Source organism: Streptomyces sp. NPDC006314, assembly GCF_040613075.1.
GTDB lineage: Bacteria > Actinomycetota > Actinomycetes > Streptomycetales > Streptomycetaceae > Streptomyces.
This window is the reverse complement of record NZ_JBEXRL010000010.1, coordinates 75829-99418: the sequence shown is the minus strand read 5'-3', so window position 1 is coordinate 99418 and position 23590 is coordinate 75829. Positions and strand designations below refer to the sequence as shown.

Below are 23590 nucleotides of genomic sequence, written 5' to 3'. Positions count from 1 at the left end.
GCATGAAGATCAAGAAGGGCGACCTGGTCCAGGTCATCACCGGCAAGGACAAGGGCAAGCAGGGCAAGGTCATTGCCGCTTACCCGCGCGAGGAGCGTGTCCTGGTCGAGGGTGTCAACCGGGTCAAGAAGCACACCAAGGCTGGTCCGACCGCTCGCGGTTCGCAGGCCGGTGGCATCGTCACGACCGAGGCGCCGATCCACGTCTCCAACGTCCAGCTGGTCGTTGAGAAGGACGGTCAGAAGGTCGTCACGCGTGTCGGTTACCGCTTCGACGACGAAGGCAACAAGATCCGCGTTGCCAAGCGGACGGGTGAGGACATCTGATGGCTACCACCACCACTCCGCGTCTGAAGCAGAAGTACCGCGAGGAGATCGCGGGCAAGCTGCGTGACGAGTTCAAGTACGAGAACGTCATGCAGGTTCCCGGCCTCGTCAAGATCGTGGTCAACATGGGTGTGGGCGACGCCGCCCGCGACTCCAAGCTGATCGAGGGCGCCATCCGCGACCTCACCACGATCACCGGTCAGAAGCCGGCCGTCACCAAGGCCCGCAAGTCCATCGCGCAGTTCAAGCTGCGTGAGGGTCAGCCGATCGGTGCCCACGTCACGCTCCGTGGCGACCGCATGTGGGAGTTCCTGGACCGCACCCTGTCGCTCGCGCTCCCGCGCATCCGCGACTTCCGTGGTCTGTCCCCCAAGCAGTTCGACGGCCGTGGCAACTACACCTTCGGTCTCACGGAACAGGTCATGTTCCACGAGATCGACCAGGACAAGATCGACCGTGTCCGGGGTATGGACATCACCGTGGTCACCACGGCGACCAACGACGAAGAGGGCCGCGCCCTTCTCCGTCACCTCGGCTTCCCGTTCAAGGAGGCGTGAGCGAGATGGCGAAGAAGGCTCTGATCGCAAAGGCTGCTCGCAAGCCCAAGTTCGGTGTGCGTGGCTACACGCGCTGCCAGCGCTGCGGCCGTCCCCACTCCGTGTACCGCAAGTTCGGCCTGTGCCGCGTGTGCCTTCGTGAGATGGCTCACCGTGGCGAGCTGCCGGGCGTGACCAAGAGCTCCTGGTAATCCCCGTATTTAGGGATTCCTGGACCTCTCGGTAAGCAACTGGGTCGGCGGAGGCCCACCCCTTCCATGCCGTAGGCTAGGGGGGTTGGGCCTCTGTCGCCCTGGATCGACTTACTACGCCGTAGGTCCCCGCGCCGCACCCGTCCCGTCCATGTACGGGGAGAGGGATGGCGCATATAGGAAACCCCGGCGAGAAAGGCCACAGGCCAATTCATGACCATGACTGATCCGATCGCAGACATGCTTACGCGTCTGCGGAACGCGAACTCGGCTTACCACGACTCGGTGTCGATGCCGCACTCCAAGATCAAGTCGCACATCGCGGAGATCCTCCAGCAGGAGGGCTTCATCACGGGCTGGAAGGTCGAGGACGCCGAGGTCGGCAAGAACCTCGTTCTCGAGCTGAAGTTCGGCCCGAACCGTGAGCGCTCCATCGCGGGCATCAAGCGGATCTCCAAGCCCGGTCTCCGGGTGTACGCGAAGTCCACCAACCTGCCGAAGGTGCTCGGCGGCCTGGGCGTGGCGATCATCTCCACGTCGCACGGGCTCCTCACCGACAAGCAGGCCGGCAAGAAGGGCGTGGGTGGGGAAGTCCTCGCCTACGTCTGGTAGCAGAAGGGAACGGAGGAAACAGCTATGTCGCGCATCGGCAAGCTCCCCATCGCGGTTCCCGCCGGCGTGGACGTCACCATCGACGGCCGTACGGTTTCGGTCAAGGGCCCCAAGGGCTCGCTGACCCACACCGTCGTGGCGCCGATCGACATCGCCAAGGGCGAGGACGGCACCCTGCAGGTGACCCGCCCCAACGACGAGCGTCAGAGCAAGGCCCTGCACGGCCTGTCCCGCACGCTGGTGGCGAACATGATCACCGGCGTGACCCAGGGTTACGTGAAGAAGCTCGAGATCAGCGGTGTCGGTTACCGAGTGACCGCCAAGGGTTCGAACCTCGAGTTCGCGCTTGGCTACAGCCACCCGATCCTGGTCGAGGCCCCCGAGGGCATCACCTTCAAGGTGGAGTCCCCGACCCGTTTCTCGGTCGAGGGCATCGACAAGCAGAAGGTCGGCGAGGTTGCGGCCAACATCCGCAAGCTGCGCAAGCCCGACCCGTACAAGGCCAAGGGCGTCAAGTACGAGGGCGAAGTCATCCGCCGCAAGGTCGGAAAGGCGGGTAAGTAAGCCATGGCATACGGACAGAAGATCCTGAAGGGCGACGCCTACAAGCGCGCCGCGATCAAGCGCCGTCACATCCGGATCCGCAAGCGGATCGCGGGTACGGCGGAGCGTCCCCGCCTGGTGGTGACCCGGTCCAACCGCCACATCGTGGCCCAGGTGATCGACGACCTCAAGGGTCACACCCTTGCGTCGGCGTCCACCCTGGACACCTCGATCCGCGGTGGCGAGGGCGACAAGTCCGCGCAGGCCAAGCAGGTCGGCGCCCTGGTCGCCGAGCGTGCCAAGGCCGCCGGTGTCGAGGCCGTCGTGTTCGACCGTGGTGGTAACCAGTACGCCGGGCGCATCGCCGCCCTGGCGGACGCCGCCCGCGAGGCCGGACTCAAGTTCTGAGTCGGTTCCGTAGCTAGCGGAGACAGAGAGAGGTAATTCCAATGGCTGGACCCCAGCGCCGCGGTGGCGGTGCCGGTGGCGGCGAGCGGCGGGACCGGAAGGGCCGTGACGGCGGCGCAGCTGCCGCCGAGAAGACCGCGTACGTTGAGCGCGTTGTCGCGATCAACCGCGTCGCCAAGGTTGTGAAGGGTGGTCGTCGCTTCAGCTTCACCGCGCTGGTCGTGGTGGGCGATGGTGACGGCACCGTGGGTGTCGGTTACGGCAAGGCCAAGGAGGTGCCGGCCGCCATCGCCAAGGGTGTTGAGGAGGCCAAGAAGCACTTCTTCAAGGTCCCCCGTATCCAGGGCACCATCCCCCACCCCATCCAGGGTGAGAAGGCTGCCGGCGTCGTGCTGCTCAAGCCCGCGTCCCCGGGTACCGGTGTTATCGCCGGTGGTCCGGTGCGTGCCGTGCTCGAGTGCGCCGGTATCCACGACGTGCTGTCGAAGTCGCTCGGCTCCGACAACGCGATCAACATCGTGCACGCGACCGTGGAGGCCCTGAAGGGCCTGCAGCGTCCCGAGGAGATCGCGGCCCGCCGTGGTCTGCCGCTCGAGGACGTCGCTCCCGCGGCCCTGCTGCGTGCGCGTGCCGGGGCGGGTGCGTAATCATGGCGCAGCTCAAGATCACGCAGGTCAAGTCCTACATCGGCAGCAAGCAGAACCACCGTGACACCCTGCGGTCGCTTGGTCTCAAGGGGATCAACACCGTGGTCGTCAAGGAGGACCGCCCCGAGTTCCGCGGCATGGTGCACACCGTCCGCCACCTCGTGACGGTCGAGGAGGTCGACTGATCATGGCGGAGAGCAACCCGCTCAAGATCCACAACCTCCGTCCCGCCCCGGGCGCCAAGACCGCCAAGACCCGTGTCGGTCGTGGTGAGGCGTCTAAGGGTAAGACGGCCGGTCGTGGTACCAAGGGCACCAAGGCCCGCTACCAGGTTCCGGAGCGCTTCGAGGGCGGCCAGATGCCGCTGCACATGCGCCTCCCGAAGCTGAAGGGCTTCAAGAACCCGTTCAAGACCGAGTACCAGGTCGTGAACCTCGACAAGCTGGCCGCGCTCTACCCCGAGGGTGGCGAGGTCACGGTCGAGGGTCTGGTGGCCAAGGGTGCCGTTCGCAAGAACAGCCTCGTCAAGGTCCTCGGCCAGGGCGAGATCTCGGTGGCGCTGCAGGTGACGGTCGACGCCGTCTCCGGCTCCGCCAAGGAGAAGATCACCGCCGCCGGCGGTACGGTCACCGAGCTGGTCTGAGTCCCTCAGGCTCCTCGATGACGTGAACGATCCCGACCGGGGATACCCCACAAAAGGGGTATCCCCGGTCGGTCGTTCCTAGGGCGGTGCTCTCGCCGGTAAGGTGGCTTGCACTGCCCACTTTCACTGGGTGCTCCCCATGGGGCACCCTGAGCGGCAGTTGACCGTTATCTATTCGTCGAACCTCAAGACCGTCACCCTTGACGCAGTTGCGCGGGGGTCGCAGGAGGCACCGTGCTCACCGCGTTCGCCCGGGCGTTCAGGACGCCCGACCTGCGCAAGAAGCTGCTCTTCACGCTGGGCATCATCGTGGTCTACCGGGTCGGTACCCACATCCCGATCCCAGGCGTCAACTACAAGAACGTCCAGCAGTGTGTCCGCGAGGCCTCCGGTAACCAGGGTCTCTTCGGGCTGGTCAACATGTTCAGCGGTGGTGCGCTGCTGCAGATCACGATCTTCGCGCTCGGGATCATGCCGTACATCACGGCCAGCATCATCCTGCAGCTGTTGACGGTCGTGATCCCGCGTCTGGAAGCGCTCAAGAAGGAGGGACAGGCCGGCACTGCCAAGATCACGCAGTACACCCGCTACCTGACCGTGGCGCTGGCCATCCTTCAGGGAACCGGCCTGGTGGCCACCGCCCGCAGCGGTGCTCTGTTCGGCACCTGCTCCGTGGCCAACCAGATCGTCCCCGACCAGGCGATCTTCACGACGATCACCATGGTCATCTGCATGACCGCCGGTACCGCCCTCGTGATGTGGCTCGGTGAGCTGATCACCGACCGCGGCATCGGCAACGGCATGTCGATCCTGATGTTCATCTCGATCGCCGCGACGTTCCCGTCCGCGCTGTGGGCCATCAAGAAGCAGGGCACCCTGGCCGGGGGCTGGATCGAGTTCAGCACCGTGATCCTGGTCGGCCTGGTCATGGTCGCGCTCGTCGTCTTCGTCGAGCAGGCCCAGCGCCGTATCCCGGTGCAGTATGCGAAGCGCATGATCGGCCGGCGCTCCTACGGTGGTACGTCCACATACATCCCGCTCAAGGTGAATCAGGCGGGTGTGATTCCCGTCATCTTCGCCTCCTCGCTGCTCTACATCCCGGCGCTCGTGGCGCAGTTCGCGGGAGGCAAGTCGGGCTGGAAGACCTGGATCGAGCAGAATCTGACCAAGGGCGACCACCCGATTTACATCACCTTGTACTTCTTGCTCATCGTGTTCTTCGCGTTCTTCTACGTGGCGATCTCCTTCAACCCCGAGGAAGTCGCCGACAACATGAAGAAGTATGGTGGCTTCATCCCGGGCATCCGGGCTGGCCGACCGACCGCTGAGTACCTCAGCTACGTGCTCAACCGGATCACCTGGCCGGGTTCGCTGTATCTGGGTCTGATTGCTCTCGTGCCAACAATGGCGTTGGTCGGGTTCGACGCGTCGAACAACTTCCCGTTCGGTGGAACCAGCATCCTGATCATCGTGGGTGTCGGTCTCGAAACGGTGAAGCAGATCGAGAGCCAGCTCCAGCAGCGCAATTACGAAGGGTTCCTCCGCTGATGCGTATCGTCCTCGTCGGGCCGCCGGGTGCCGGTAAGGGAACGCAAGCCGTCCGCCTCGCAGAGAAGCTGGCCGTCCCGCACATCTCCACGGGTGACCTGTTCCGGGCCAACATCAGCCAGCAGACCGAGCTGGGCAAGCTCGCGAAGTCCTACATGGACGCCGGCAACCTCGTACCCGACGAGGTCACCATCGCGATGGCCAAGGACCGCATGGAGCAGCCGGACGCGGAGAACGGCTTCCTGCTGGACGGCTTCCCGCGGAACGTCTCGCAGGCCCAGGCGCTGGACGAACTGCTGGAGACCGAGGCCATCACGCTGGACGCCGTCCTGGACCTGGAGGTCCCCGAGGACGAGGTCGTCAAGCGGATCGCCGGCCGGCGCATCTGCCGTAACGACTCCTCGCACGTCTTCCACGTGACGTACAGCCCGCCGAAGCAGGAGGACGTCTGCGACGTCTGCGGTGGCGAGCTGTACCAGCGCGACGACGACTCCGAGGGCACGGTCCGCAAGCGGCTGGAGGTCTACCACACGCAGACCGAGCCGATCATCGACTACTACAAGGCCCAGGGCCTGGTCGTGACGATCTCCTCCCTGGGTCCGGTGGACGAGATCACGCAGCGGGCGCTGGAGGCGCTGAAGCGCGAGAAGGCCGGGAACAAGTAGATCGCGGTTCTTCCGGCCGCGGTGCCCTCCCCCAGACGTCGTCCGGGGGACCCCAGGGTGCCGCGGCCGTACTGTTGTGTAGGTAACCAGCCGACGTGAGTGACGGAGAGCGCAGGCCCCCATGGTGCAGATCAAGACCCCCGAGCAGATCGCCAAGATGCGTGCGGCGGGCCTGGTCGTAGCCGCCATCCACGCGGCCACGCGCGAAGCCGCCGTCCCCGGGGCCTCCACCAAGGATCTGGACGAGGTCGCCCGCAAGGTCCTCGCCGAGCACGGTGCCAAGTCGAACTTCCTGGGCTACGGCGGCTTCCCGGCGACGATCTGCACCTCGGTCAACGACGTGGTCGTCCACGGCATCCCCTCCGAGGACGTCGTCCTCAAGGACGGCGACATCATCTCCATCGACTGCGGCGCGATCGTCGACGGCTGGCACGGCGACGCCGCCTACACGGCCTTCGTGGGCTCCGGTCACGCCCCGGAGCTGGTCGAGCTGTCCCGGGTGACGGAAGAGTCGATGTGGGCCGGCATCGCGGCCATGAAGCAGGGCAACCGGCTCGTCGACATCTCGCGGGCCATCGAGACGTACATCCGCCGCCAGCCGAAGCCCGGCGGCGGCCGTTACGGCATCATCGAGGACTACGGCGGCCACGGCATCGGCACCGAGATGCACATGGACCCGCACCTGCTGAACTACGTCGACCGCCGTCGCGGCAAGGGCCCCAAGCTGGTCCCCGGCTTCTGCCTCGCGATCGAGCCCATGGTGTCCCTCGGCACGCCGAGGACCGAGGTCCTCGAGGACGACTGGACGGTTATCACCACGGACGGCACCTGGTCCTCCCACTGGGAGCACTCGATCGCGCTCACCGAAGAGGGCCCCCTGGTCCTTACGGCCCCGGACGGCGGCAAGGCGAAGCTGGCCGAGTACGGCGTCACCGCGGCACCGGACCCGCTCGCATAGTCACCCTCCGCGTGGGGCAGGCTTCCTCGATTCGCCTTTCCGGGTGCGCCGACGTAGACTGACTCGTCGGCTCTCGTGCACCCGCATGTCCGCATGCACGCGCACTTGCCTCCCGGGGTAAGCGAGAGAGTCGATCAAGGTAGTCGATTCGAAGGGCGAAGCGTGGCCAAGAAGCAAGGTGCCATCGAGATCGAGGGCACTGTCGTCGAGTCTCTGCCGAACGCCATGTTCAAGGTCGAGCTCCAAAACGGCCACCAGGTCCTGGCACACATCAGCGGCAAGATGCGTATGCACTACATCCGCATCCTCCCTGACGACCGGGTCGTGGTGGAGCTGTCTCCGTACGACCTGACGCGTGGCCGGATCGTCTACCGGTACAAGTAGATCTTGCCCGCGCCCCGGGCCCGCCCGGAGCGATGGCACTGACCCGGAGAACCTCACCCAATGAAGGTCAAGCCGAGCGTCAAGAAGATCTGCGACAAGTGCAGGGTGATCCGCCGTCACGGCCGGGTCATGGTCATCTGCGAGAACCCGCGCCACAAGCAGCGCCAGGGCTGACGCACGACCGATCCCTCTGTATCCATCGCAGAGATTCGCGCGACGCAAGCTGAATATGTTCATACGCAGGGCCCGAGTCCGAGATGGCTCGACACCCCCGGTTCGGAGGCCGGGGACCCAGTTCGTACCTGATACGGCGGCTGGGAGCCGGTTCTGCGGAAGACCTCCGAAGATCACCAGGAGCCATTGAATGGCACGCGTTTCCGGTGTTGACATCCCGCGCGAAAAGCGCGTGGAGATCGCCCTCACCTACGTGTTCGGCATCGGCCGGACCCTCTCGAAGGAGACGCTGGCTGCGACCGGCGTCGACCCGAACACCCGCGTTCGTGACCTGACCGAAGAGCAGCTGGTCGCGATCCGCGAGTACGTCGACAACAACATCAAGACCGAGGGTGACCTCCGTCGCGAGATCCAGGCCGACATCCGCCGCAAGGTCGAGATCGGCACCTACCAGGGTCTCCGTCACCGTCGCGGTCTGCCCGTCCGCGGTCAGCGCACCAGCACCAACGCCCGCACCCGCAAGGGCCCGCGTCGCGCCATCGCCGGCAAGAAGAAGCCGGGCAAGAAGTAGTCCGCAGCGGACACCTGTCCACGGTCTTCGCTGTAGGACCGACCACCTCCCGTAGGAGTTAGTAGATGCCCCCCAAGGGACGTCAGGGCGCTGCCAAGAAGGTGCGCCGCAAGGAAAAGAAGAACGTCGCTCACGGCCACGCGCACATCAAGAGCACGTTCAACAACACGATCGTCTCGATCACGGACCCGTCCGGCAACGTGATCTCCTGGGCCTCCGCCGGCCACGTCGGCTTCAAGGGCTCCCGGAAGTCCACGCCGTTCGCCGCGCAGATGGCCGCCGAGTCGGCTGCCCGCCGCGCCCAGGAGCACGGCATGCGCAAGGTCGACGTGTTCGTCAAGGGCCCGGGCTCCGGTCGTGAGACCGCGATCCGCTCCCTGCAGGCCACGGGCCTCGAGGTCGGCTCCATCCAGGACGTCACCCCGACCCCGCACAACGGCTGCCGTCCGCCGAAGCGTCGTCGCGTCTGACGCACGGTCGCGTGAAGAGTCCGGGCGGTACGGCTTCGTAAAGGGTCGTGCCGCCCGTACCCTTGCAATACCCGCGCTTTTCACAGGTGCGGTTTCCGTCGGGCGTCAAATAGCGGGCGTCCACGAATGAAGGATCTGATCCACACATGCTGATCGCTCAGCGTCCCTCGTTGACCGAAGAGGTCGTCGACGAGTTCCGCTCCCGGTTCGTGATCGAGCCGCTGGAGCCGGGCTTCGGCTACACCCTCGGCAACTCCCTCCGCCGTACCCTCCTGTCGTCGATCCCCGGCGCTGCTGTCACCAGCATCCGCATCGACGGCGTCCTGCACGAGTTCACCACCGTGCCGGGTGTCAAGGAGGACGTCACCGACCTGATCCTCAACATCAAGCAGCTGGTCGTCTCCTCGGAGCACGACGAGCCGGTCGTGATGTACCTGCGCAAGCAGGGCCCGGGTCTGGTCACCGCCGCCGACATCGCGCCCCCGGCCGGTGTCGAGGTGCACAACCCCGACCTGGTCCTCGCCACGCTCAACGGCAAGGGCAAGCTGGAGATGGAGCTGACCGTCGAGCGCGGTCGCGGCTACGTCTCCGCCGTGCAGAACAAGCAGGTGGGTCAGGAGATCGGCCGTATCCCGGTCGACTCGATCTACTCGCCGGTCCTGAAGGTCACGTACAAGGTCGAGGCCACGCGTGTCGAGCAGCGCACCGACTTCGACAAGCTGATCGTCGACGTCGAGACCAAGCAGGCGATGCGTCCGCGTGACGCCATGGCCTCCGCGGGCAAGACGCTGGTCGAGCTGTTCGGTCTCGCCCGCGAGCTGAACATCGACGCCGAGGGCATCGACATGGGCCCGTCGCCGACGGACGCCGCCCTGGCCGCCGACCTCGCGCTGCCGATCGAGGAGCTGGAGCTCACGGTCCGCTCCTACAACTGCCTCAAGCGTGAGGGCATCCACTCCGTGGGTGAGCTGGTCGCGCGTTCCGAGGCCGACCTCCTGGACATCCGCAACTTCGGTGCGAAGTCCATCGACGAGGTCAAGGCGAAGCTGGCCGGCATGGGCCTGGCCCTGAAGGACAGCCCGCCCGGATTCGACCCGACGGCTGCGGCTGACGCCTTCGGGGCCGATGACGACGCCGACGCCGGTTTCGTCGAGACCGAGCAGTACTAAGAGCTCGGGACCGACGGCCGGACCTTCCCTGCGGACCCGCTGCGGCTGGTCGCGCAGTTCCCCGCGCCCCTGTGGCGCGGGGTCTCCGACAGGCGACCGCCTGCTCGGATACTGACCCCGGTACCTGATACGGCCGGGGCAGACACACAGGAGAAGAACCATGCCGAAGCCCGCCAAGGGTGCCCGTCTGGGCGGCAGTGCCGCGCACGAGAAGCTGCTCCTCGCGAACCTCGCGAAGTCGCTGTTCGAGCACGGCCGCATCACCACCACCGAGGCGAAGGCGCGCCGCCTGCGCCCGTACGCCGAGCGTCTGGTCACCAAGGCGAAGAAGGGCGACCTTCACAACCGCCGTCAGGTGCTCCAGGTCATCACGGACAAGAGCGTCGTCCACACGCTCTTCACCGAGATCGGCCCGCGGTACGAGAACCGCCCCGGTGGCTACACCCGCATCACCAAGATCGGTAACCGCCGTGGCGACAACGCGCCCATGGCCGTCATCGAGCTGGTCGAGGCGCTGACGGTGCAGCAGAAGGCCGTGGGTGAGGCCGAGGCCGCCACCAAGCGTGCGGTCAAGGAGTCCGAGGAGGCCAAGGCCGAGGAGACCCAGGTCGAGGAGACCGAGGCTCCGGCCGAGGAGTCGAAGGACGCCTGAGGCTCTGCCTGACACTGGAAGCGGGCTCGCCCTTCGGGGCGGGCCCGCTTTCACGCTTTCACACGGCTCTGCCCGGGGAGGAGTCAGAGCTTGAGAGGATCTGTTTGTGAGTGAAGTACAGCCCGGATTCGTACGCATCCGCCTCGACCTCTCCTACGACGGCACCGACTTCCACGGCTGGGCCAAGCAGGCCGGCGGCAAGCGGACCGTGCAGGGGGAGATCGAGGACGCCCTGCGAACGGTGACCCGGTCGAAGGAGACGTACGAGCTGACCGTGGCCGGGCGGACGGACGCGGGCGTACACGCGCGCGGGCAGGTGGCGCACGTCGATCTGCCGGCGGAGCTGTGGGCCGAGCACCGCGAGAAGCTGCTGAAGCGGCTCGCCGGGCGGCTGTCGAAGGACGTACGGGTCTGGCGGCTCAGCGAGGCTCCGGCGGGGTTCAACGCCCGGTTCTCGGCGATCTGGCGCCGGTACGCGTACCGGGTGACGGACAACCCCGGGGGCGTCGATCCGCTCCTGCGGGGTCATGTGCTCTGGCACGACTGGCCCCTGGACGTCGACGCCATGAACGAGGCCGCGGGGGCGCTGGTCGGCGAGCACGACTTCGCCGCCTACTGCAAGAAGCGGGAGGGCGCGACCACGATTCGCACGCTGCAGGAGCTGAGTCTCGTGCGGGGCGCGGACGGGGTGGTCACGGCGACGGTCCGGGCGGACGCGTTCTGTCACAACATGGTGCGCTCGCTGATCGGCGCGCTGCTCTTCGTCGGGGACGGGCACCGGGGGCCGGAGTGGCCCGGAAAGGTGCTGGCCGCCGGCGTGCGGGACTCCGCCGTGCACGTCGTACGGCCGCACGGGCTGACCCTGGAGGAGGTCGGCTACCCCGCCGACGAGCTGCTGGCCGCGCGCAACAAGGAGGCGCGGAACAAGCGCTCGCTGCCGTCGGCGGGGTGCTGCTGAGCTACTGGTTCGCTGCCGCGGAGGCCTGGGCCTGGCCGCGGCGGTAGATCTGGTCGAAGGTGAACTGCTGGAGGTCCTTGCCGATGGCGAAGACCTTCGCGTCCTTGTTGGTGACGTTCTTGCCGCTGGTGAAGCCGCCGGTCGTGAAGTAGGCGTAGCGGCCGACGGCATTCGTGGTCGTCAGGCAGATGGCGGCGTTGCAGAAGTCCTTGACGCCCTTGCCCGGCAGGGAGCGCACCATGGCCTTCTTGGTGGCCTGCTTCCTGACCTTCGCGGCCTGTGCCTGGTCGTCGAAGACGGCGACGCCGACGGTGAACGCGATGCCGCCGTTGGTGTAGGTCGCGCGGATCACGCGGGTGCAGCCGTTCGCGGTGAGGATCTTCGGCAGGTTGCCGCCGGCGGCGGAGACGCAGGTTGTGGTGTCGGCCGTCGCGCCCTTCTTGTACACCGTGTCGCCCATGGTCAGCCGGGTGCCCGGGAAGAGGGCGTCGGGGCTGAGCGGCGCGGTGTCCTTCTTGGCGCTGGAAATGAAGTCCTTCGGATCCAGCGGTGGCGGGGCGCTGGTGGGCGCGAAGGACGGCGTCGCGCCGGCCGAGCCGGGCAGGGAGGCGCTGGCGGGCAGATTGGTGGGGCCGCCGTGCGGGTCGTCGCTGTTCGCGGAGACGACGGCCATCGCGACGGCGGTGCCGATCGCGACCGTGGCGAGCGCGCCGCCGCCGATGAACAGGAGCCTGCGGCGCTTGTTCCGGGTCTCCGAGGCCTCCGCCAGCGCGGCCCAGTCCGGAGTCCCGTCGTCGTCGCCGCTGCTCCATGGCTGCTGGGAATGCGGTTTCCAGGGATCCCACTGAGACTGGGGTCCCCCCTGCCCGTAACTCATGGGGCGCATCTTAGACGGGGGCCGGGGGGTGCTGGAGCGCGTCCGTCGGCATGCCGTGTTTGTCCGTCGGCATGCCTCGTTTTGACCCGTACGGGGGCCTACCGGTAACCTGCTTCTTCGTTGTGTATTGGCTTGCTCATTCTCACGGGACGGGCCCTTACACCGGTCCACCGGGCCGATGACCAGCGATCAGCACGCGGTTGCGTCACCGCAGTGCGGTCAAGGCTGTCGTGATCGTTTCGGTGACCTTGTTTAGGACCATTCACTCGAAGCGAAGGCTACGAACCGTGCGTACGTACAGCCCCAAGCCCGGCGATGTGACGCGCCAGTGGCACGTCATCGACGCTCAGGACGTTGTCCTGGGCCGTCTCGCCACCACCGCAGCCACCCTTCTCCGGGGCAAGCACAAGCCGATCTACGCGCCGCACGTCGACGCTGGTGACTTCGTCATCATCATCAACGCCGACAAGGTGCACCTGTCCGGCAACAAGCGGACCCAGAAGATGGCGTACCGCCACTCCGGCTACCCGGGTGGTCTGCGCTCCGTCCGCTACGACGAGCTGCTCGACAAGAACCCCGAGAAGGCCATCGAGAAGGCCGTCAAGGGCATGCTCCCCAAGAACTCCCTGGGCCGTCAGATGCTCTCGAAGCTGAAGGTCTACAAGGGTGACCAGCACCCGCACGCTGCCCAGCAGCCGGTGCCGTTCGAGATCACCCAGGTCGCGCAGTAAGTCCGGCCACCCCCTAAGACTGAAGAGAATCTGAGGAGAATCGTGGCCGAGACCACTGCCGAGCAGCCGCTCGAAGAGCTTGACATCGACAGCTACACCACCGAGTCCGAGGTCCCCGTCGAGGGCGAGTACACCTCGGAGTCCATGGCCTCCCGCTTCGGCGAGCCGCAGCCGGCCGCCGGCCTGGGCCGTCGCAAGAACGCCATCGCCCGCGTCCGGATCGTCCCGGGCACCGGCAAGTGGAAGATCAACGGTCGCACCCTCGAGGACTACTTCCCGAACAAGGTGCACCAGCAGGAAGTCAACGAGCCCTTCAAGGTGCTCGAGCTGGAAGGCCGTTACGACGTCATCGCCCGCATCGCGGGTGGCGGTGTCTCCGGTCAGGCCGGTGCGCTCCGTCTCGGTGTCGCCCGCGCCCTGAACGAGGCCGACGTCGACAACAACCGCGGCCCGTTGAAGAAGGCCGGCTTCCTCAAGCGCGACGACCGTGCGGTCGAGCGCAAGAAGGCCGGTCTGAAGAAGGCCCGCAAGGCTCCGCAGTACAGCAAGCGCTAACCAGCAGCTGCCTGCTCGTACTCCGAACGCCCCGGCGGCACGCCACATGTGCCGTCGGGGCGTTCGTTTATCCCGGCCAAGGGCGTATAACGACACAAGACGCTCAAGGGCTTATGCGATCGGATGTTACGGCGCCTGCCATCATTTCCGGCAGCAATGCAGTGACGCTTCCTCTGGAGGACAAGTGGGACGACTCTTCGGCACGGACGGCGTGCGCGGTGTCGCCAACGCGGATCTGACGGCCGAGATGGCGCTCGGTCTCTCCGTCGCGGCGGCGCATGTGCTGGCCGAGGCGGGCACCTTCGAGGGCCACAGGCCGACGGCGGTGGTCGGACGGGACCCGCGCGCGTCCGGGGAGTTCCTGGAGGCGGCCGTGGTCGCGGGCCTGGCCAGCGCGGGCGTGGACGTGCTCCGCGTCGGTGTGCTGCCGACGCCGGCGGTCGCGCACCTCACCGGCGCGCTCGGCGCCGACCTGGGGGTGATGCTCTCCGCCAGTCACAACGCCATGCCGGACAACGGCATCAAGTTCTTCGCCCGCGGCGGCCACAAACTCGCCGACGAGCTGGAGGACAGGATCGAGGCGGTGTACGAGTCGCACCGGCACGGTGAGCCCTGGGAGCGGCCGAGGGGCGCCGGGGTCGGCCGGGTGCGGTCGTACGACGAGGGCTTCGAGCAGTACGTCGCCCATCTCCTGTCGGCGCTTCCCAACCGGCTCGACGGACTGAGGATCGTCCTGGACGAAGCGCACGGCGCGGCGTCCGTGGTCTCGCCGGAGGCGTTTGCCCGGGCGGGCGCCGAGGTCGTCACGATCGGTGCCGAGCCGAACGGGCTCAACATCAACGACGGCTGCGGCTCGACCCACCTGGGCAAGCTGAAGGCCGCCGTCCTCGAGCACGGTGCGCACCTCGGCATCGCGCACGACGGTGACGCCGACCGCTGCCTGGCCGTGGACCACACCGGTGAGGAGGTCGACGGCGACCAGATCCTCTCCGTGCTCGCGCTGGCGATGCGGGAGCACTCCGCTCTGCGGGCCGACACGGTGGTCGCCACGGTGATGTCCAACCTGGGCTTCAAGCTGGCGATGGAGCGTGCGGGCATCCGGCTCGTGCAGACGGCCGTCGGCGACCGTTACGTGCTGGAGGAGATGAAGGAGCACGGGTTCGCCCTGGGCGGCGAGCAGTCCGGGCACGTGATCATCCTCGACCACGCGACGACCGGTGACGGCACGCTGACCGGGCTGCTGCTGGCCGCTCGGGTCGCCGAGACCGGCCGTACGCTGCGGGAACTGGCCTCCGTCATGGAGCGGCTGCCGCAGGTGCTGATCAATGTGCCGGACGTGGACAAGTCGCGGGTGAAGACCTCTGCCGACCTGGCCGCCGCCGTTGCCGAGGCGGAGCGGGAGCTGGGGGAGACGGGGCGGGTGCTGCTGCGGCCTTCGGGAACCGAGCCTCTGGTCCGGGTGATGGTGGAAGCCGCGGACATCGATCAGGCCCGGTCTGTTGCCGGGCGGCTCGCCGATGCCGTGAAGTCGGCGTTGGGATAGTCCCGCGTCCGGGGTGCCGTGGCTACCGCTTGCGGGCTGCGGGCTGCGGGCTCCGGGCTGCGGGCTGCGGGCTTCGGGTTCGTCGTGGCTCGTCGCGCAGTTCCCCGCGCCCCTGGGTCGGCTGCGCCGCCCTAGTGGAGATGTTCCCTCTGCCTGGCCCAGAACCACCTCTGGGCCAGGAGTGTGAAGGTGCCTGCCAGGACGATGCCCAAGAGGTTCAGCAGGAGCTGGTTCGTCGAGCCGATCGTCTGGGACGTGTCGCCATAGGCGAGGGCCACCGCCGCGTTGGCCGCGGCCGGGACCGTTGTCACCGAGATGGCCACGCCCACCAGCGCGCCCGACTTCGCGGAGGTCAGGGAGAGGGTGCCGGCGATGCCGGCCAGGACCGCGACGATGAACGAGAAGGCGTCGGGGGCGTAGACGAACGCCGTGTTGGGGCGTTCGCCCTCCAGGTCGGACTCGTGGAACAGGCCGAGGGCGTCCATGAACAGGCTGAAGCCCACCGTCACCGCCATCGCCAGCGCGAAGCCCACCAGCAGCGCGATCAGTGAGCGCAGGGCCAGTCGCGGGTGACGCCGCACCAGGGCCGTGCAGAACCCGGCCAGCGGACCGAACTCCGGTCCCACCGCCATCGCGCCGACGACGAGGATGGCGTTGTCCAGCACCACACCGCACGCCGCGATCATCGTGGCCAGCGTGATGAACGCGACATAGGTGACCGACAGCGTCGACTCCTCATGGGTCGCGTCGGTCAGGCCCTCCCACAGCACCGCGTCCGCGCCCTCGCCCGGAGCCTCCTCCTCCGCCTTGTCCGCCCGCCGGGACAGGGAGAGGTCGATGTTCTCCACCGCGATGGACCCGGTCCTGTCCAGGCCCAGCTTGCGCAGCGAGGTGAGGAGTTCGTCGCCCGCCTCGCGCGCCACGTCGCACATCACCACGTCCCCGGCGGGATTGCGGGCGGCTCCCGGCAGGACCACGAGGTGGGTGGTGCCGACCGTCTTCTCGATCAGCCGCACCACCTCGTCCGTCGACTCGGCCGGGGTGATCAGGCGCAGATGCAGCATGGCGCCTTTCTAACAGGCCCGGCAGGACACCTCACAGCTTGCGCAGTCGCAGGCGCTGCACCTTGTGGTCCTGGCCCTTGCGCACGATGAGGGTGGCGCGGCCGCGGGTGGGGGCGATGTTCTCGACCAGGTTGGGCTTGTTGATCGCCCGCCACAGCGTGCGGGCGTAGTCGAGGGCTTCTTCCTCGGAGACCTGGGTGTACTTGCGGAAGTAGGAGTTCGGGTTCTGGAAGGCCGTCTGACGCAGCTTCTTGAAGCGGTTGAGGTACCAGCGTTCGATGTCCTCGACGCTCGCGTCGACGTACACGCTGAAGTCGAAGTAGTCGGCGAGACCGACCCGGGTGCGGCCGTCCTTGCCGGGCAGGGCGGGCTGGAGGACGTTCAGGCCCTCGACGATCAGGATGTCCGGACGGCGGACGGTGAGCCGCTGGTCGGGGACGATGTCGTAGATCAGGTGGGAGTAGACGGGGGCCGTCACCTCGGCCTTGCCGGCCTTGATGTCGGCGACGAAGCGGGTGAGGGCCCGGCGGTCGTAGGACTCGGGGAACCCTTTCCGCGACATCAGGCCCCGGGCCTCCAGCTCTCTGGTGGGGAGCAGGAAGCCGTCCGTGGTGACCAGTTCCACATGCGGGTGTTCGGGCCAGCGGGAGAGCAGGGCCTGGAGCAGGCGGGCCACGGTGGACTTCCCTACGGCGACCGATCCGGCGACCCCTATGACGAACGGGGTGCCGGACTGGGAGCCCTGCTCGCCGAGGAAGGTGTTCAGCGCGCCTCTCAGGCCGTCCGTGGCGCCGACGTAGAGGTTGAGGAGCCGGGAGAGCGGGAGGTAGATGTCCCGTACCTCGTCGAGGTCGATGACGTCACCGAGACCGCGGAGCTTCTCCACCTCCTCGGCCGTGAGCGGCAGCGGAGTCTTGTCGCGCAGCGCGCTCCACTCGGCGCGGGTGAGGTCGACGTAGGGAGTCGCCTCCGGCTTGTGCCGGTGGGCGCTCCGGGGCATCGAGGAGACCGGTGAGATCACAGTCCATTGTTAACGGAGTTCGAACGGACCGGCGGGTGGGGTCCGTCACGCACCCGGCCCCCGCCGGTCACTCCGGTCGCACCAGCCTCGCCAAGCGGTCGGTGCCGTGGTCCTCGTGCCGTCGCCCCGGCTGGTGCCGTCCAGCCGGGGCCGATCTCGCGCGGCGTCGGGCCGGGCGGAGTCCAGCAGGAGCCGTATGCCCCTGCCTCCCTCTGCGGCGCGGGCGGGCGGGGCCCGGGGGGCCGGGCGCGGCCCGCAGCCGCAACAGAGGATCCGGTCAGCCCGCTCAGGCCGAAGTCCTCCTCCTACGCGGCGCCGTACGGCGCGCGGTGCCGCCTGGCCACCCTCATCTCCCCGACCGGTCCTCGCACCGGTGCCTGCGCGCGGGACCCTTCGTACGACGGTGGGAATTTCCGATTTCGGGCAGGCGGAGGCCGGTTCGGGACGTTCCCGAGCCGTAGGCTGCCGCCCATGTGCGGAATCGTGGGATACGTAGGGCCGCAGCCGGCGCTCGATGTCGTGATGGCCGGGCTCAAGCGGCTGGAGTACCGGGGGTACGACTCGGCGGGTGTCGCCGTGCTCGCGGACGGCGGGCTGGCCACCGCGAAGAAGGCCGGGAAGCTGGTCAACCTCGAGAAGGAACTGGTCGAGCGGCCGCTGCCGACGGGTCCGACGGGCATCGGCCACACGCGCTGGGCCACGCACGGCGGTCCCACGGACGCGAACGCGCACCCGCACCTGGACAACGCCGGCCGGGTCGCGGTGGTCCACAACGGCATCATCGAGAACTTCGCGGTGCTGCGGGCCGAGCTGGCCGAGCGGGGTCATGAGCTGACCTCCGAGACGGACACGGAGGTGGTCGCCCACCTGCTGGCCGAGGAGTTCTCGGTGACCGCCGACCTCGCGGAGGCGATGCGGCTGGTGTGCCGGCGGCTGGAGGGCGCGTTCACGCTGGTCGCGGTGCACGCCGACGATCCGGGGGTGGTCGTCGGCGCACGGCGGAACTCCCCGCTCGTGGTGGGCGTGGGGGAGGGGGAGGCGTTCCTGGCCTCCGACGTCGCCGCGTTCATCGCCCACACGCGGTCGGCGATCGAGCTGGGCCAGGACCAGGTGGTGGAGCTGCGCCGCGACGGCGTCACGGTGACCGGCTTCGACGGCCGCCCGGCCGAGGTCCGCTCCTACCACGTGGACTGGGACGCCTCCGCCGCGGAAAAGGGCGGCTATGACTACTTCATGCTCAAGGAGATCGCCGAGCAGCCCAAGGCGGTCGCCGATACGCTGCTCGGGCGCATCGACCCGTCCGGCTCGCTGACCCTGGACGAGGTCCGGATCAGCCCGTCCGAGCTGCGCGAGGTCGACAAGGTCGTCATCGTCGCCTGCGGTACGGCCTTCCACGCCGGTCTGATCGCCAAGTACGCCATCGAGCACTGGACGCGCATCCCGTGCGAGGTGGAGCTGGCGAGCGAGTTCCGCTACCGGGACCCGATCCTGGACGGGCGCTCCCTTGTCATCGCCATCTCCCAGTCCGGCGAGACCATGGACACCCTCATGGCCCTCCGGCACGCCCGCGAGCAGGGCTCCAAGGTGCTGGCGATCTGCAACACCAACGGTTCGACGATCCCCCGCGAGTCGGACGCGGTGCTGTACACGCACGCCGGCCCGGAGGTCGCCGTCGCCTCCACGAAGGCGTTCCTGACCCAGCTGGTGGCCTGCTATCTGGTGGCCCTGTATTTGGGCCAGGTGCGGGGCACCAAGTGGGGGGACGAGATCCAGGCCGTCATCAGGGACCTGTCCCGGATCTCGGAGGAGGTCGAGCGGGTCCTGGAGACGATGGAGCCGGTACGGGCCCTGGCCCGCACCCTGGCCACCAAGAACACCGTGCTGTTCCTGGGCCGGCACGTGGGCTACCCGGTCGCCCTCGAAGGCGCCCTGAAGCTCAAGGAACTGGCCTACATGCACGCCGAGGGCTTCGCGGCGGGCGAGCTGAAGCACGGGCCGATCGCGCTGATCGAGGAGGATCTGCCGGTGGTGGTGGTCGTACCGTCGCCACGTGGCCGGTCCGTCCTGCACGACAAGATCGTCTCCAATATCCAGGAGATCCGGGCGCGGGGGGCGCGGACGATCGTGATCGCGGAGGAGGGGGACGAGGCGGTGGTCCCGTACGCCGACCACCTGATCCGCATCCCCGCGACGCCGACGCTGCTGCAGCCGCTGGTGGCCACGGTGCCGTTGCAGGTCTTCGCGTGCGAACTGGCCACCGCCCGGGGCAACGAGGTGGACCAGCCGCGCAACCTGGCGAAGTCCGTGACGGTGGAGTGAGGTGGGTGCCGGGCACCGCTCAGCGGGCGGTGCTCGACTCCCAACTGCCCAGCAGACCGAGGCGTTCCGCGGTCTCCGAGCCCGGCTCCGGCGTGTACACCACGATCGTCTGTTCCGGGTCCGCCGGGACCGTCAGGGTCTCGTACGGCAGGGTCAGCAGGCCGGCCACCGGGTGGCGTACCTTCTTCACGCCGTACGCGCACTCCCTGACCTCGTGGTCCGCCCACAGTCGGCGGAAGTCCTCGCTCTTCAGCGACAGTTCGCCCACCAGCGCGCACAGTTCGGTGTCGTCGGCGTACCGGCCCGCGTTCAGGCGCAGGTGGGCGACCGTCTGGGCGGCCACCGCTGCCCACTCCGGGTAGAGGTCCCGGCCCGCCGGGTCGAGGAAGACCTGCCGGGGGACGTTCCGCTCGGCCGGTGCCATCCGGCTGAAGCCGTTCACCGCGTCGCCGAGCGCGTTCCACGCCAGGACGTCCATGCGGCGGCCCAGGACGAACGCCGGGCTGCGCTCCATGCCGTCCAGCAGTGTCCGGATGCCGGGGCGGACGCGGGGCGCGGGCCGCTTGCGCGGCCGGCGGGGCGGGCGGGCGACCGTCCGCAGGTAGGCGTGTTCGGTCTCGTCCAGCCGCAGCACCCGCGCGATCGCGTCCAGGACGGCGTCGCTCACGCTCGCCCCCCGGCCCTGCTCCAGCCGGATGTAGTAGTCCACGCTCACCCCGGCGAGCTGGGCCACCTCCTCGCGGCGCAGGCCCGGCACGCGGCGCCGCCCGTGCGAGGGCAGCCCCACGTCCTCGGGCTGGATGCGGGCGCGCCGCGAGCGCAGGAAATCGCCCACCTCTCCTTCCCGCCCGTCCCGCCGTTCCCCGTTCATGCCTGAGATCGTAGGGCAGCGGCGGCGCGCCAACCTGGTACTGCCAGACCCAGGACAAGCGCATCCCTGGGTACGGCCGCCGGATGCGGCGAGGCTGGTGCCAGCCGCCGGGGAGACGCCTCGGCAGGGCACTGAGCCAGGGGGAACACCCATGTCGTACGAGAACCTGTCCGGCCGTACCGCCGTCGTCACCGGAGCCGCCAGCGGCATCGGCGAGGCCGTCGCCCTGCAGCTCGCCGCCGCGGGCGCCCGCGTGGCGCTGCTCGCCCGGCGCGCGGACCGGCTCCAGGCGCTGGTGCAGAGGATCCGGGCCGGCGGGGGCCAGGCGCTCGCCGTGGCCGCCGACGTCACCGACGACGCGTCCGTCGAGGCCGCCCGGCATCTGGTGCACGAGACGTTCGGAGCCGTCGACCTGGTCGTCAACAACGCCGGTGTCATGCTGCCGAACCCGATCGACGAAGGACGGTTCGACGAATGGCAGCGGATGCTCGACACCAACGTCGCCGGTGTGCTGCGGATCATCCGTGCCTTCGCCGCCGACCTGGTGGCCGCCGGCGCCGAGGGCCGCACCGCCGACCTGGTCAACGTCTCCTCCATCGGCGCCCACGTCCCCTTCCCCAACTACGCGGTGTACGGGGCGACCAAGGCGGCCGTGACCTATCTGTCGCAGTCCCTGCGCACCGAGTTCGGGCCGCGCGACGTGCGGGTCACCAACATCGAGCCGGGGCTGACGGAGACCGAGCTGAAGACGCACGTCGACAGCGCCGAGCTGTCCGGTCAGCTGGACGGCATGTTCGAGGCGATCGGGGCGCTCGGGGCGGCGGATGTCGCGGATGTCGTCGCCTACGCCGCCAGCCGGCCCCGGCACGTCAACCTCCGCCAGATGATCGTGCTGCCGACCCGGCAGGCGTGAGGCCGCGGCCACCGGGCGGACCGAGGTACCGCCGGCGGCCGCCGGTCCGGTCGGCCGCCCTGGACGGGCCGGTCAGTCGTCCGGGGTGGACCGGTCCCGGCCGCGCCGGCCGGTGAGGAGTTCCGGGTCGAGCCGCACGGCCTGCACCGCGTTGACGCCGACGATGCCGACCCAGGTGGCCACCATCCCGGACATCCCGGCGAGGGCGCCGGCGATCGCGGACAGCGGGATCGCCAGGACCAGCGTGATCAGCGCGAAGCCATAGCGTTCGGCCCAGGAGTCGGCCGGTTTCGGCCGCCGGGTCCCGCGGACCGCCGCCATCTGCTGCTCGGCCAGGTACCGCCGTGCCCGAAGGTCCACCACGTCGTCGATCCGCTGCCCGACCTTCTCCAGGAACGAGTCCACCAGCGCGGAGTCGTACTCCTCGCCCAGCTCCCTGCGTGCCCGTACGGTGGCGTCGAGGTCCTTCCGCAGATCCGGATCCTGCTCGAGGCCGACGTTCCGCGGGTCCAGTGCGCTCATGTGATCCACCCTAGGGAGCGCTCACGCCCTCCACACTGGGGACAGCCCCCCTGTTCGTGCCGTTGCCGCCCAGTGGGTCAGCGCCCGCGGGGTGGTCGTGAGATGCCCCTTGCCCGGTTGTATAACCTCATGCAGAGTTCTTGGTGTCTGAATAGGTTGCCGGTGCTCGGTCTCGATCCGAGGTGACCGATGACCCCAGAGCAAGATCGGATGTCCGGGTCGAGGGGAGTTTGGGCGTGATGTCGTCTCCCGTCATGGACGCTCCGGAGGCCGTGCGGTCCGCGACGATCGTCCTCGACGGGGACGGACCCGCCGTCGAGGACGCCGTACGGCTCGCCGACGGGGTCGCCTCGCACGTGCCCACCGAGGCCGCCGCCGGACACGGCTTGCGCCTGCTGGCCGGGGCGGCCCTCGGCGATCCGCGGGCCTTCCCGGCCCCCGCCTCGCTCGGCCACGCTGTACTCTCCCGGGGCGTCGAGGAACAGGCGGGTTTCGCCTCGCTCACCGCGCGGCAGACCCTGCGCGCGTGCGGTGCGTACCGTCTGGTGGTCGGCTGCGAACTCGTCGCCGCCGTCCGGGGGCCGCGCCGGCGCGATCCGCGGCCCGGCCCGGGGCTGCCGTCCGGACGGGCGTTCGCGCTCGCCGAGTCGGTCCTCGACGCCGAATCGGCCGACCGGCCGCGTACGGACGATGTGACGGTGGCGGCCGCACCGCTCGACCGGTTCACGGACATCTGGAGGGGGAGCACGTCATGAGCGCGGACAGCAGCACCGGAGCGACGCCCGGGGTGACCAGCGGTGGGCCGGCCGGGGTGACGTCCGGTGGGCCGTCCGGTGTGACGGACAGCCCGGCCACCCGGCTGCAGGCCCTCTTCGAGGGGCACCGGCTCACGCCCACCCAGCGGCGCATCGCGCACAGCATGGTGCGGCGGGCCGCCGACGTGGCCTTCCTGTCCAGCGTGGAGCTGGCCGAGCTGGCGGGTGTCAGCCAGCCGTCGGTGACCCGGTTCGCGGTCGCGCTCGGCTTCGACGGCTACCCCGCCCTGCGCAGGCATCTGCGCGAGGTCGTGCCCGCCGAACCGGCCGCCGAGGCGGGCTCGTACAACGAGTACCAGCAGGCCGTCGAGGCCGAGATCGAGAACCTCAGGCACCTCGCCGAACTGCTCGCCGACCCCCGCCCGGTGCAGAAGGCCGGCCGGATCCTGGCCGCCTCCCGGCCGCTGCCGGTACTCGGGCTGCGCGCCGCCGCCTCGCAGGCGTACGGCTTCGCGTACTTCGCCGCCAAGGTCCACCCGGACGTCCGGCTGCTCCACGAGGGCGGCACGATGATCCACGACCGCATCGACGCGGCCGTCCGTGCGGGCGCCACGGCCCTGCTGTGTTTCGCGCTGCCCCGGCATCCGCGCGAGGTCGTCGACACCCTGGCCTACGCCAAGGAGGCGGGTCTGACCGTCGTCACGGTCGCCGACTCCGCCTTCGCGCCGGTCGCCAAGTACTCCGACCTGCTGCTGCCCGCCGCCGTCGGCACCGGGCTCGCCTTCGACACGGCGTGCGCGCCGATGCTGCTGGGCCGGGTGCTGCTGGAGGCGCTCTGCGACGATCTGCCGGACGCGCAGGCCCGGTTGGAGGAGTTCGACGCGCAGGCGGCGGCCCGCGGGCTGTTCGTGGAGTGACCTTGTCCCCGGCGGGCTCTCAGATT

The 23590-nt window shown here is 68.7% G+C and carries 30 protein-coding genes and 1 pseudogene; 26 read left to right on the top strand and 5 right to left on the bottom strand.

Annotated elements, in window-relative coordinates; genetic code table 11:
- Nucleotides 1–2 precede the first annotated feature (2 nt).
- The 19 genes from rplX to truA all read left to right on the top strand — a co-directional run bounded on the left by rplX (nt 3) and on the right by truA (nt 11476).
- The gene (gene rplX / locus ABZ079_RS19985; protein WP_076097138.1) at nt 3–326 is read left to right on the top strand and encodes a 50S ribosomal protein L24; all 324 of its coding nucleotides are present in this window, start codon (nt 3–5) and stop codon (nt 324–326) included.
- On the top strand, nt 326–883 hold the full coding sequence (gene rplE, locus ABZ079_RS19980; protein WP_030345436.1) for a 50S ribosomal protein L5: 558 nt from the start codon (nt 326–328) through the stop codon (nt 881–883). Before rplX ends, rplE begins: the two co-directional genes overlap by 1 nt.
- Nucleotides 884–888: 5 nt before the next feature.
- On the top strand, nt 889–1074 hold the full coding sequence (locus ABZ079_RS19975) for a type Z 30S ribosomal protein S14 (protein ID WP_003948630.1): 186 nt from the start codon (nt 889–891) through the stop codon (nt 1072–1074).
- Between the two features lie 213 nt (nt 1075–1287).
- Nucleotides 1288–1686, top strand: coding sequence for a 30S ribosomal protein S8 (rpsH, locus tag ABZ079_RS19970; RefSeq protein WP_014674378.1), 399 nt, complete (start codon nt 1288–1290; stop codon nt 1684–1686).
- 24 nt (nt 1687–1710) lie between these two features.
- Entirely contained in the window at nt 1711–2250 is a 540-nt protein-coding gene (gene rplF / locus ABZ079_RS19965) for a 50S ribosomal protein L6 (RefSeq protein WP_356940756.1), read from the top strand.
- Nucleotides 2251–2253: 3 nt separating this feature from the next.
- On the top strand, nt 2254–2637 hold the full coding sequence (rplR, locus tag ABZ079_RS19960) for a 50S ribosomal protein L18 (protein WP_030174556.1): 384 nt from the start codon (nt 2254–2256) through the stop codon (nt 2635–2637).
- Between the two features lie 41 nt (nt 2638–2678).
- Complete coding sequence (gene rpsE, locus ABZ079_RS19955) at nt 2679–3284, top strand: 30S ribosomal protein S5 (protein ID WP_009190144.1); 606 nt, start codon at nt 2679–2681, stop codon at nt 3282–3284.
- A 2-nt stretch (nt 3285–3286) separates the two neighbouring features.
- Entirely contained in the window at nt 3287–3469 is a 183-nt protein-coding gene (gene rpmD / locus ABZ079_RS19950; protein ID WP_003998814.1) for a 50S ribosomal protein L30, read from the top strand.
- Nucleotides 3470–3471: 2 nt separating this feature from the next.
- Nucleotides 3472–3927, top strand: coding sequence for a 50S ribosomal protein L15 (gene rplO, locus ABZ079_RS19945; RefSeq protein ID WP_356940755.1), 456 nt, complete (start codon nt 3472–3474; stop codon nt 3925–3927).
- A 234-nt stretch (nt 3928–4161) separates the two neighbouring features.
- Entirely contained in the window at nt 4162–5475 is a 1314-nt protein-coding gene (gene secY, locus ABZ079_RS19940; protein ID WP_356940754.1) for a preprotein translocase subunit SecY, read from the top strand.
- A complete protein-coding gene (locus ABZ079_RS19935; protein ID WP_356940753.1) occupies nt 5475–6140 on the top strand; it encodes an adenylate kinase in 666 nt (221 codons plus the stop codon). Before secY ends, ABZ079_RS19935 begins: the two co-directional genes overlap by 1 nt.
- Nucleotides 6141–6261: 121 nt before the next feature.
- Complete coding sequence (gene map / locus ABZ079_RS19930) at nt 6262–7098, top strand: type I methionyl aminopeptidase (RefSeq protein WP_356940752.1); 837 nt, start codon at nt 6262–6264, stop codon at nt 7096–7098.
- A 162-nt stretch (nt 7099–7260) separates the two neighbouring features.
- Complete coding sequence (gene infA, locus ABZ079_RS19925; protein WP_003948620.1) at nt 7261–7482, top strand: translation initiation factor IF-1; 222 nt, start codon at nt 7261–7263, stop codon at nt 7480–7482.
- Nucleotides 7483–7542: 60 nt separating this feature from the next.
- Nucleotides 7543–7656, top strand: a complete 114-nt coding sequence (gene rpmJ, locus ABZ079_RS19920; protein WP_003998809.1) for a 50S ribosomal protein L36 — start codon at nt 7543–7545, stop codon at nt 7654–7656.
- A gap of 190 nt (nt 7657–7846) precedes the next feature.
- Nucleotides 7847–8227, top strand: a complete 381-nt coding sequence (gene rpsM / locus ABZ079_RS19915; protein WP_067240336.1) for a 30S ribosomal protein S13 — start codon at nt 7847–7849, stop codon at nt 8225–8227.
- A gap of 65 nt (nt 8228–8292) precedes the next feature.
- A complete protein-coding gene (gene rpsK, locus ABZ079_RS19910) occupies nt 8293–8697 on the top strand; it encodes a 30S ribosomal protein S11 (RefSeq protein ID WP_003956432.1) in 405 nt (134 codons plus the stop codon).
- A gap of 146 nt (nt 8698–8843) precedes the next feature.
- Nucleotides 8844–9866: a DNA-directed RNA polymerase subunit alpha gene (locus tag ABZ079_RS19905; RefSeq protein ID WP_003966937.1), complete on the top strand. Its 1023-nt coding sequence runs from the start codon at nt 8844–8846 to the stop codon at nt 9864–9866.
- A gap of 160 nt (nt 9867–10026) precedes the next feature.
- On the top strand, nt 10027–10518 hold the full coding sequence (gene rplQ / locus ABZ079_RS19900) for a 50S ribosomal protein L17 (RefSeq protein WP_356940751.1): 492 nt from the start codon (nt 10027–10029) through the stop codon (nt 10516–10518).
- 106 nt (nt 10519–10624) lie between these two features.
- Nucleotides 10625–11476 carry a tRNA pseudouridine(38-40) synthase TruA gene (truA, locus tag ABZ079_RS19895; RefSeq protein WP_356940750.1) on the top strand — a complete coding sequence of 284 codons (852 nt, stop codon included), beginning with the start codon at nt 10625–10627 and terminating at the stop codon, nt 11474–11476.
- Nucleotide 11477: 1 nt separating this feature from the next.
- On the opposite strand, the gene ABZ079_RS19890 is transcribed toward truA, so the two are convergent.
- The gene (locus tag ABZ079_RS19890; RefSeq protein ID WP_356940749.1) at nt 11478–12353 is read right to left on the bottom strand and encodes a hypothetical protein; all 876 of its coding nucleotides are present in this window, start codon (nt 12351–12353) and stop codon (nt 11478–11480) included.
- Between the two features lie 287 nt (nt 12354–12640).
- On the opposite strand from ABZ079_RS19890, the gene rplM reads away from it, so the two are divergent.
- The 3 genes from rplM to glmM all read left to right on the top strand — a co-directional run bounded on the left by rplM (nt 12641) and on the right by glmM (nt 15182).
- Nucleotides 12641–13084, top strand: coding sequence for a 50S ribosomal protein L13 (gene rplM, locus ABZ079_RS19885; protein WP_014674395.1), 444 nt, complete (start codon nt 12641–12643; stop codon nt 13082–13084).
- A gap of 42 nt (nt 13085–13126) precedes the next feature.
- Nucleotides 13127–13639, top strand: coding sequence for a 30S ribosomal protein S9 (gene rpsI, locus ABZ079_RS19880; protein ID WP_004927169.1), 513 nt, complete (start codon nt 13127–13129; stop codon nt 13637–13639).
- A 184-nt stretch (nt 13640–13823) separates the two neighbouring features.
- Nucleotides 13824–15182, top strand: a complete 1359-nt coding sequence (gene glmM / locus ABZ079_RS19875) for a phosphoglucosamine mutase (RefSeq protein ID WP_356940748.1) — start codon at nt 13824–13826, stop codon at nt 15180–15182.
- Between the two features lie 131 nt (nt 15183–15313).
- Here the strand turns inward: glmM and ABZ079_RS19870 are convergent, their stop codons facing one another.
- Together ABZ079_RS19870 and coaA are read right to left on the bottom strand one after the other, a co-directional pair.
- Nucleotides 15314–16246: a DUF389 domain-containing protein gene (locus tag ABZ079_RS19870; protein WP_356940747.1), complete on the bottom strand. Its 933-nt coding sequence runs from the start codon at nt 16244–16246 to the stop codon at nt 15314–15316.
- A 31-nt stretch (nt 16247–16277) separates the two neighbouring features.
- Nucleotides 16278–17267, bottom strand: a complete 990-nt coding sequence (gene coaA, locus ABZ079_RS19865; protein WP_356940746.1) for a type I pantothenate kinase — start codon at nt 17265–17267, stop codon at nt 16278–16280.
- Between the two features lie 471 nt (nt 17268–17738).
- On the opposite strand from coaA, the gene glmS reads away from it, so the two are divergent.
- A complete protein-coding gene (gene glmS, locus ABZ079_RS19860) occupies nt 17739–19586 on the top strand; it encodes a glutamine--fructose-6-phosphate transaminase (isomerizing) (RefSeq protein ID WP_356940745.1) in 1848 nt (615 codons plus the stop codon).
- A 19-nt stretch (nt 19587–19605) separates the two neighbouring features.
- On the opposite strand, the gene ABZ079_RS19855 is transcribed toward glmS, so the two are convergent.
- Nucleotides 19606–20457: a helix-turn-helix transcriptional regulator gene (locus ABZ079_RS19855; RefSeq protein WP_356940744.1), complete on the bottom strand. Its 852-nt coding sequence runs from the start codon at nt 20455–20457 to the stop codon at nt 19606–19608.
- 151 nt (nt 20458–20608) lie between these two features.
- On the opposite strand from ABZ079_RS19855, the gene ABZ079_RS19850 reads away from it, so the two are divergent.
- Nucleotides 20609–21370, top strand: coding sequence for an SDR family oxidoreductase (locus tag ABZ079_RS19850; RefSeq protein ID WP_356940743.1), 762 nt, complete (start codon nt 20609–20611; stop codon nt 21368–21370).
- A gap of 72 nt (nt 21371–21442) precedes the next feature.
- Here ABZ079_RS19850 and ABZ079_RS19845 read toward each other — a convergent pair whose 3' ends face one another.
- A complete protein-coding gene (locus tag ABZ079_RS19845) occupies nt 21443–21892 on the bottom strand; it encodes a hypothetical protein (RefSeq protein ID WP_356940742.1) in 450 nt (149 codons plus the stop codon).
- 383 nt (nt 21893–22275) lie between these two features.
- Between ABZ079_RS19845 and ABZ079_RS19840 the strand changes: the two are divergent.
- Together ABZ079_RS19840 and ABZ079_RS19835 are read left to right on the top strand one after the other, a co-directional pair.
- Nucleotides 22276–22647 (top strand): annotated as a pseudogene (locus ABZ079_RS19840) (histidine ammonia-lyase); the annotation flags it as partial.
- Nucleotides 22644–23564, top strand: coding sequence for a MurR/RpiR family transcriptional regulator (locus tag ABZ079_RS19835; protein WP_356940741.1), 921 nt, complete (start codon nt 22644–22646; stop codon nt 23562–23564). The pseudogene ABZ079_RS19840 and the gene ABZ079_RS19835, both read left to right, overlap by 4 nt.
- Nucleotides 23565–23590: the final 26 nt, after the last annotated feature.

What these genes read in the sequence shown, in the direction of transcription:
- rplE (WP_030345436.1), top strand. Translation starts at nt 326, where the DNA reads ATGGCTACCACCACCACTCCGCGTCTGAAGCAGAAGTACCGCGAGGAG.
- ABZ079_RS19870 (WP_356940747.1), bottom strand. Translation starts at nt 16,246, where the DNA reads ATGCTGCATCTGCGCCTGATCACCCCGGCCGAGTCGACGGACGAGGTG.
- rpmJ (WP_003998809.1), top strand. Translation starts at nt 7,543, where the DNA reads ATGAAGGTCAAGCCGAGCGTCAAGAAGATCTGCGACAAGTGCAGGGTG.
- rplF (WP_356940756.1), top strand. Translation starts at nt 1,711, where the DNA reads ATGTCGCGCATCGGCAAGCTCCCCATCGCGGTTCCCGCCGGCGTGGAC.
- rpsE (WP_009190144.1), top strand. Translation starts at nt 2,679, where the DNA reads ATGGCTGGACCCCAGCGCCGCGGTGGCGGTGCCGGTGGCGGCGAGCGG.
- ABZ079_RS19890 (WP_356940749.1), bottom strand. Translation starts at nt 12,353, where the DNA reads ATGAGTTACGGGCAGGGGGGACCCCAGTCTCAGTGGGATCCCTGGAAA.
- rplX (WP_076097138.1), top strand. Translation starts at nt 3, where the DNA reads ATGAAGATCAAGAAGGGCGACCTGGTCCAGGTCATCACCGGCAAGGAC.
- ABZ079_RS19905 (WP_003966937.1), top strand. Translation starts at nt 8,844, where the DNA reads ATGCTGATCGCTCAGCGTCCCTCGTTGACCGAAGAGGTCGTCGACGAG.
- ABZ079_RS19935 (WP_356940753.1), top strand. Translation starts at nt 5,475, where the DNA reads ATGCGTATCGTCCTCGTCGGGCCGCCGGGTGCCGGTAAGGGAACGCAA.
- ABZ079_RS19855 (WP_356940744.1), bottom strand. Translation starts at nt 20,457, where the DNA reads ATGAACGGGGAACGGCGGGACGGGCGGGAAGGAGAGGTGGGCGATTTC.
- rpmD (WP_003998814.1), top strand. Translation starts at nt 3,287, where the DNA reads ATGGCGCAGCTCAAGATCACGCAGGTCAAGTCCTACATCGGCAGCAAG.
- ABZ079_RS19975 (WP_003948630.1), top strand. Translation starts at nt 889, where the DNA reads ATGGCGAAGAAGGCTCTGATCGCAAAGGCTGCTCGCAAGCCCAAGTTC.
- rpsM (WP_067240336.1), top strand. Translation starts at nt 7,847, where the DNA reads ATGGCACGCGTTTCCGGTGTTGACATCCCGCGCGAAAAGCGCGTGGAG.
- rplO (WP_356940755.1), top strand. Translation starts at nt 3,472, where the DNA reads ATGGCGGAGAGCAACCCGCTCAAGATCCACAACCTCCGTCCCGCCCCG.
- rpsK (WP_003956432.1), top strand. Translation starts at nt 8,293, where the DNA reads ATGCCCCCCAAGGGACGTCAGGGCGCTGCCAAGAAGGTGCGCCGCAAG.
- ABZ079_RS19850 (WP_356940743.1), top strand. Translation starts at nt 20,609, where the DNA reads ATGTCGTACGAGAACCTGTCCGGCCGTACCGCCGTCGTCACCGGAGCC.
- map (WP_356940752.1), top strand. Translation starts at nt 6,262, where the DNA reads ATGGTGCAGATCAAGACCCCCGAGCAGATCGCCAAGATGCGTGCGGCG.
- rplR (WP_030174556.1), top strand. Translation starts at nt 2,254, where the DNA reads ATGGCATACGGACAGAAGATCCTGAAGGGCGACGCCTACAAGCGCGCC.
- ABZ079_RS19845 (WP_356940742.1), bottom strand. Translation starts at nt 21,892, where the DNA reads ATGAGCGCACTGGACCCGCGGAACGTCGGCCTCGAGCAGGATCCGGAT.
- glmS (WP_356940745.1), top strand. Translation starts at nt 17,739, where the DNA reads ATGTGCGGAATCGTGGGATACGTAGGGCCGCAGCCGGCGCTCGATGTC.
- rplQ (WP_356940751.1), top strand. Translation starts at nt 10,027, where the DNA reads ATGCCGAAGCCCGCCAAGGGTGCCCGTCTGGGCGGCAGTGCCGCGCAC.
- rpsH (WP_014674378.1), top strand. Translation starts at nt 1,288, where the DNA reads ATGACCATGACTGATCCGATCGCAGACATGCTTACGCGTCTGCGGAAC.
- ABZ079_RS19835 (WP_356940741.1), top strand. Translation starts at nt 22,644, where the DNA reads ATGAGCGCGGACAGCAGCACCGGAGCGACGCCCGGGGTGACCAGCGGT.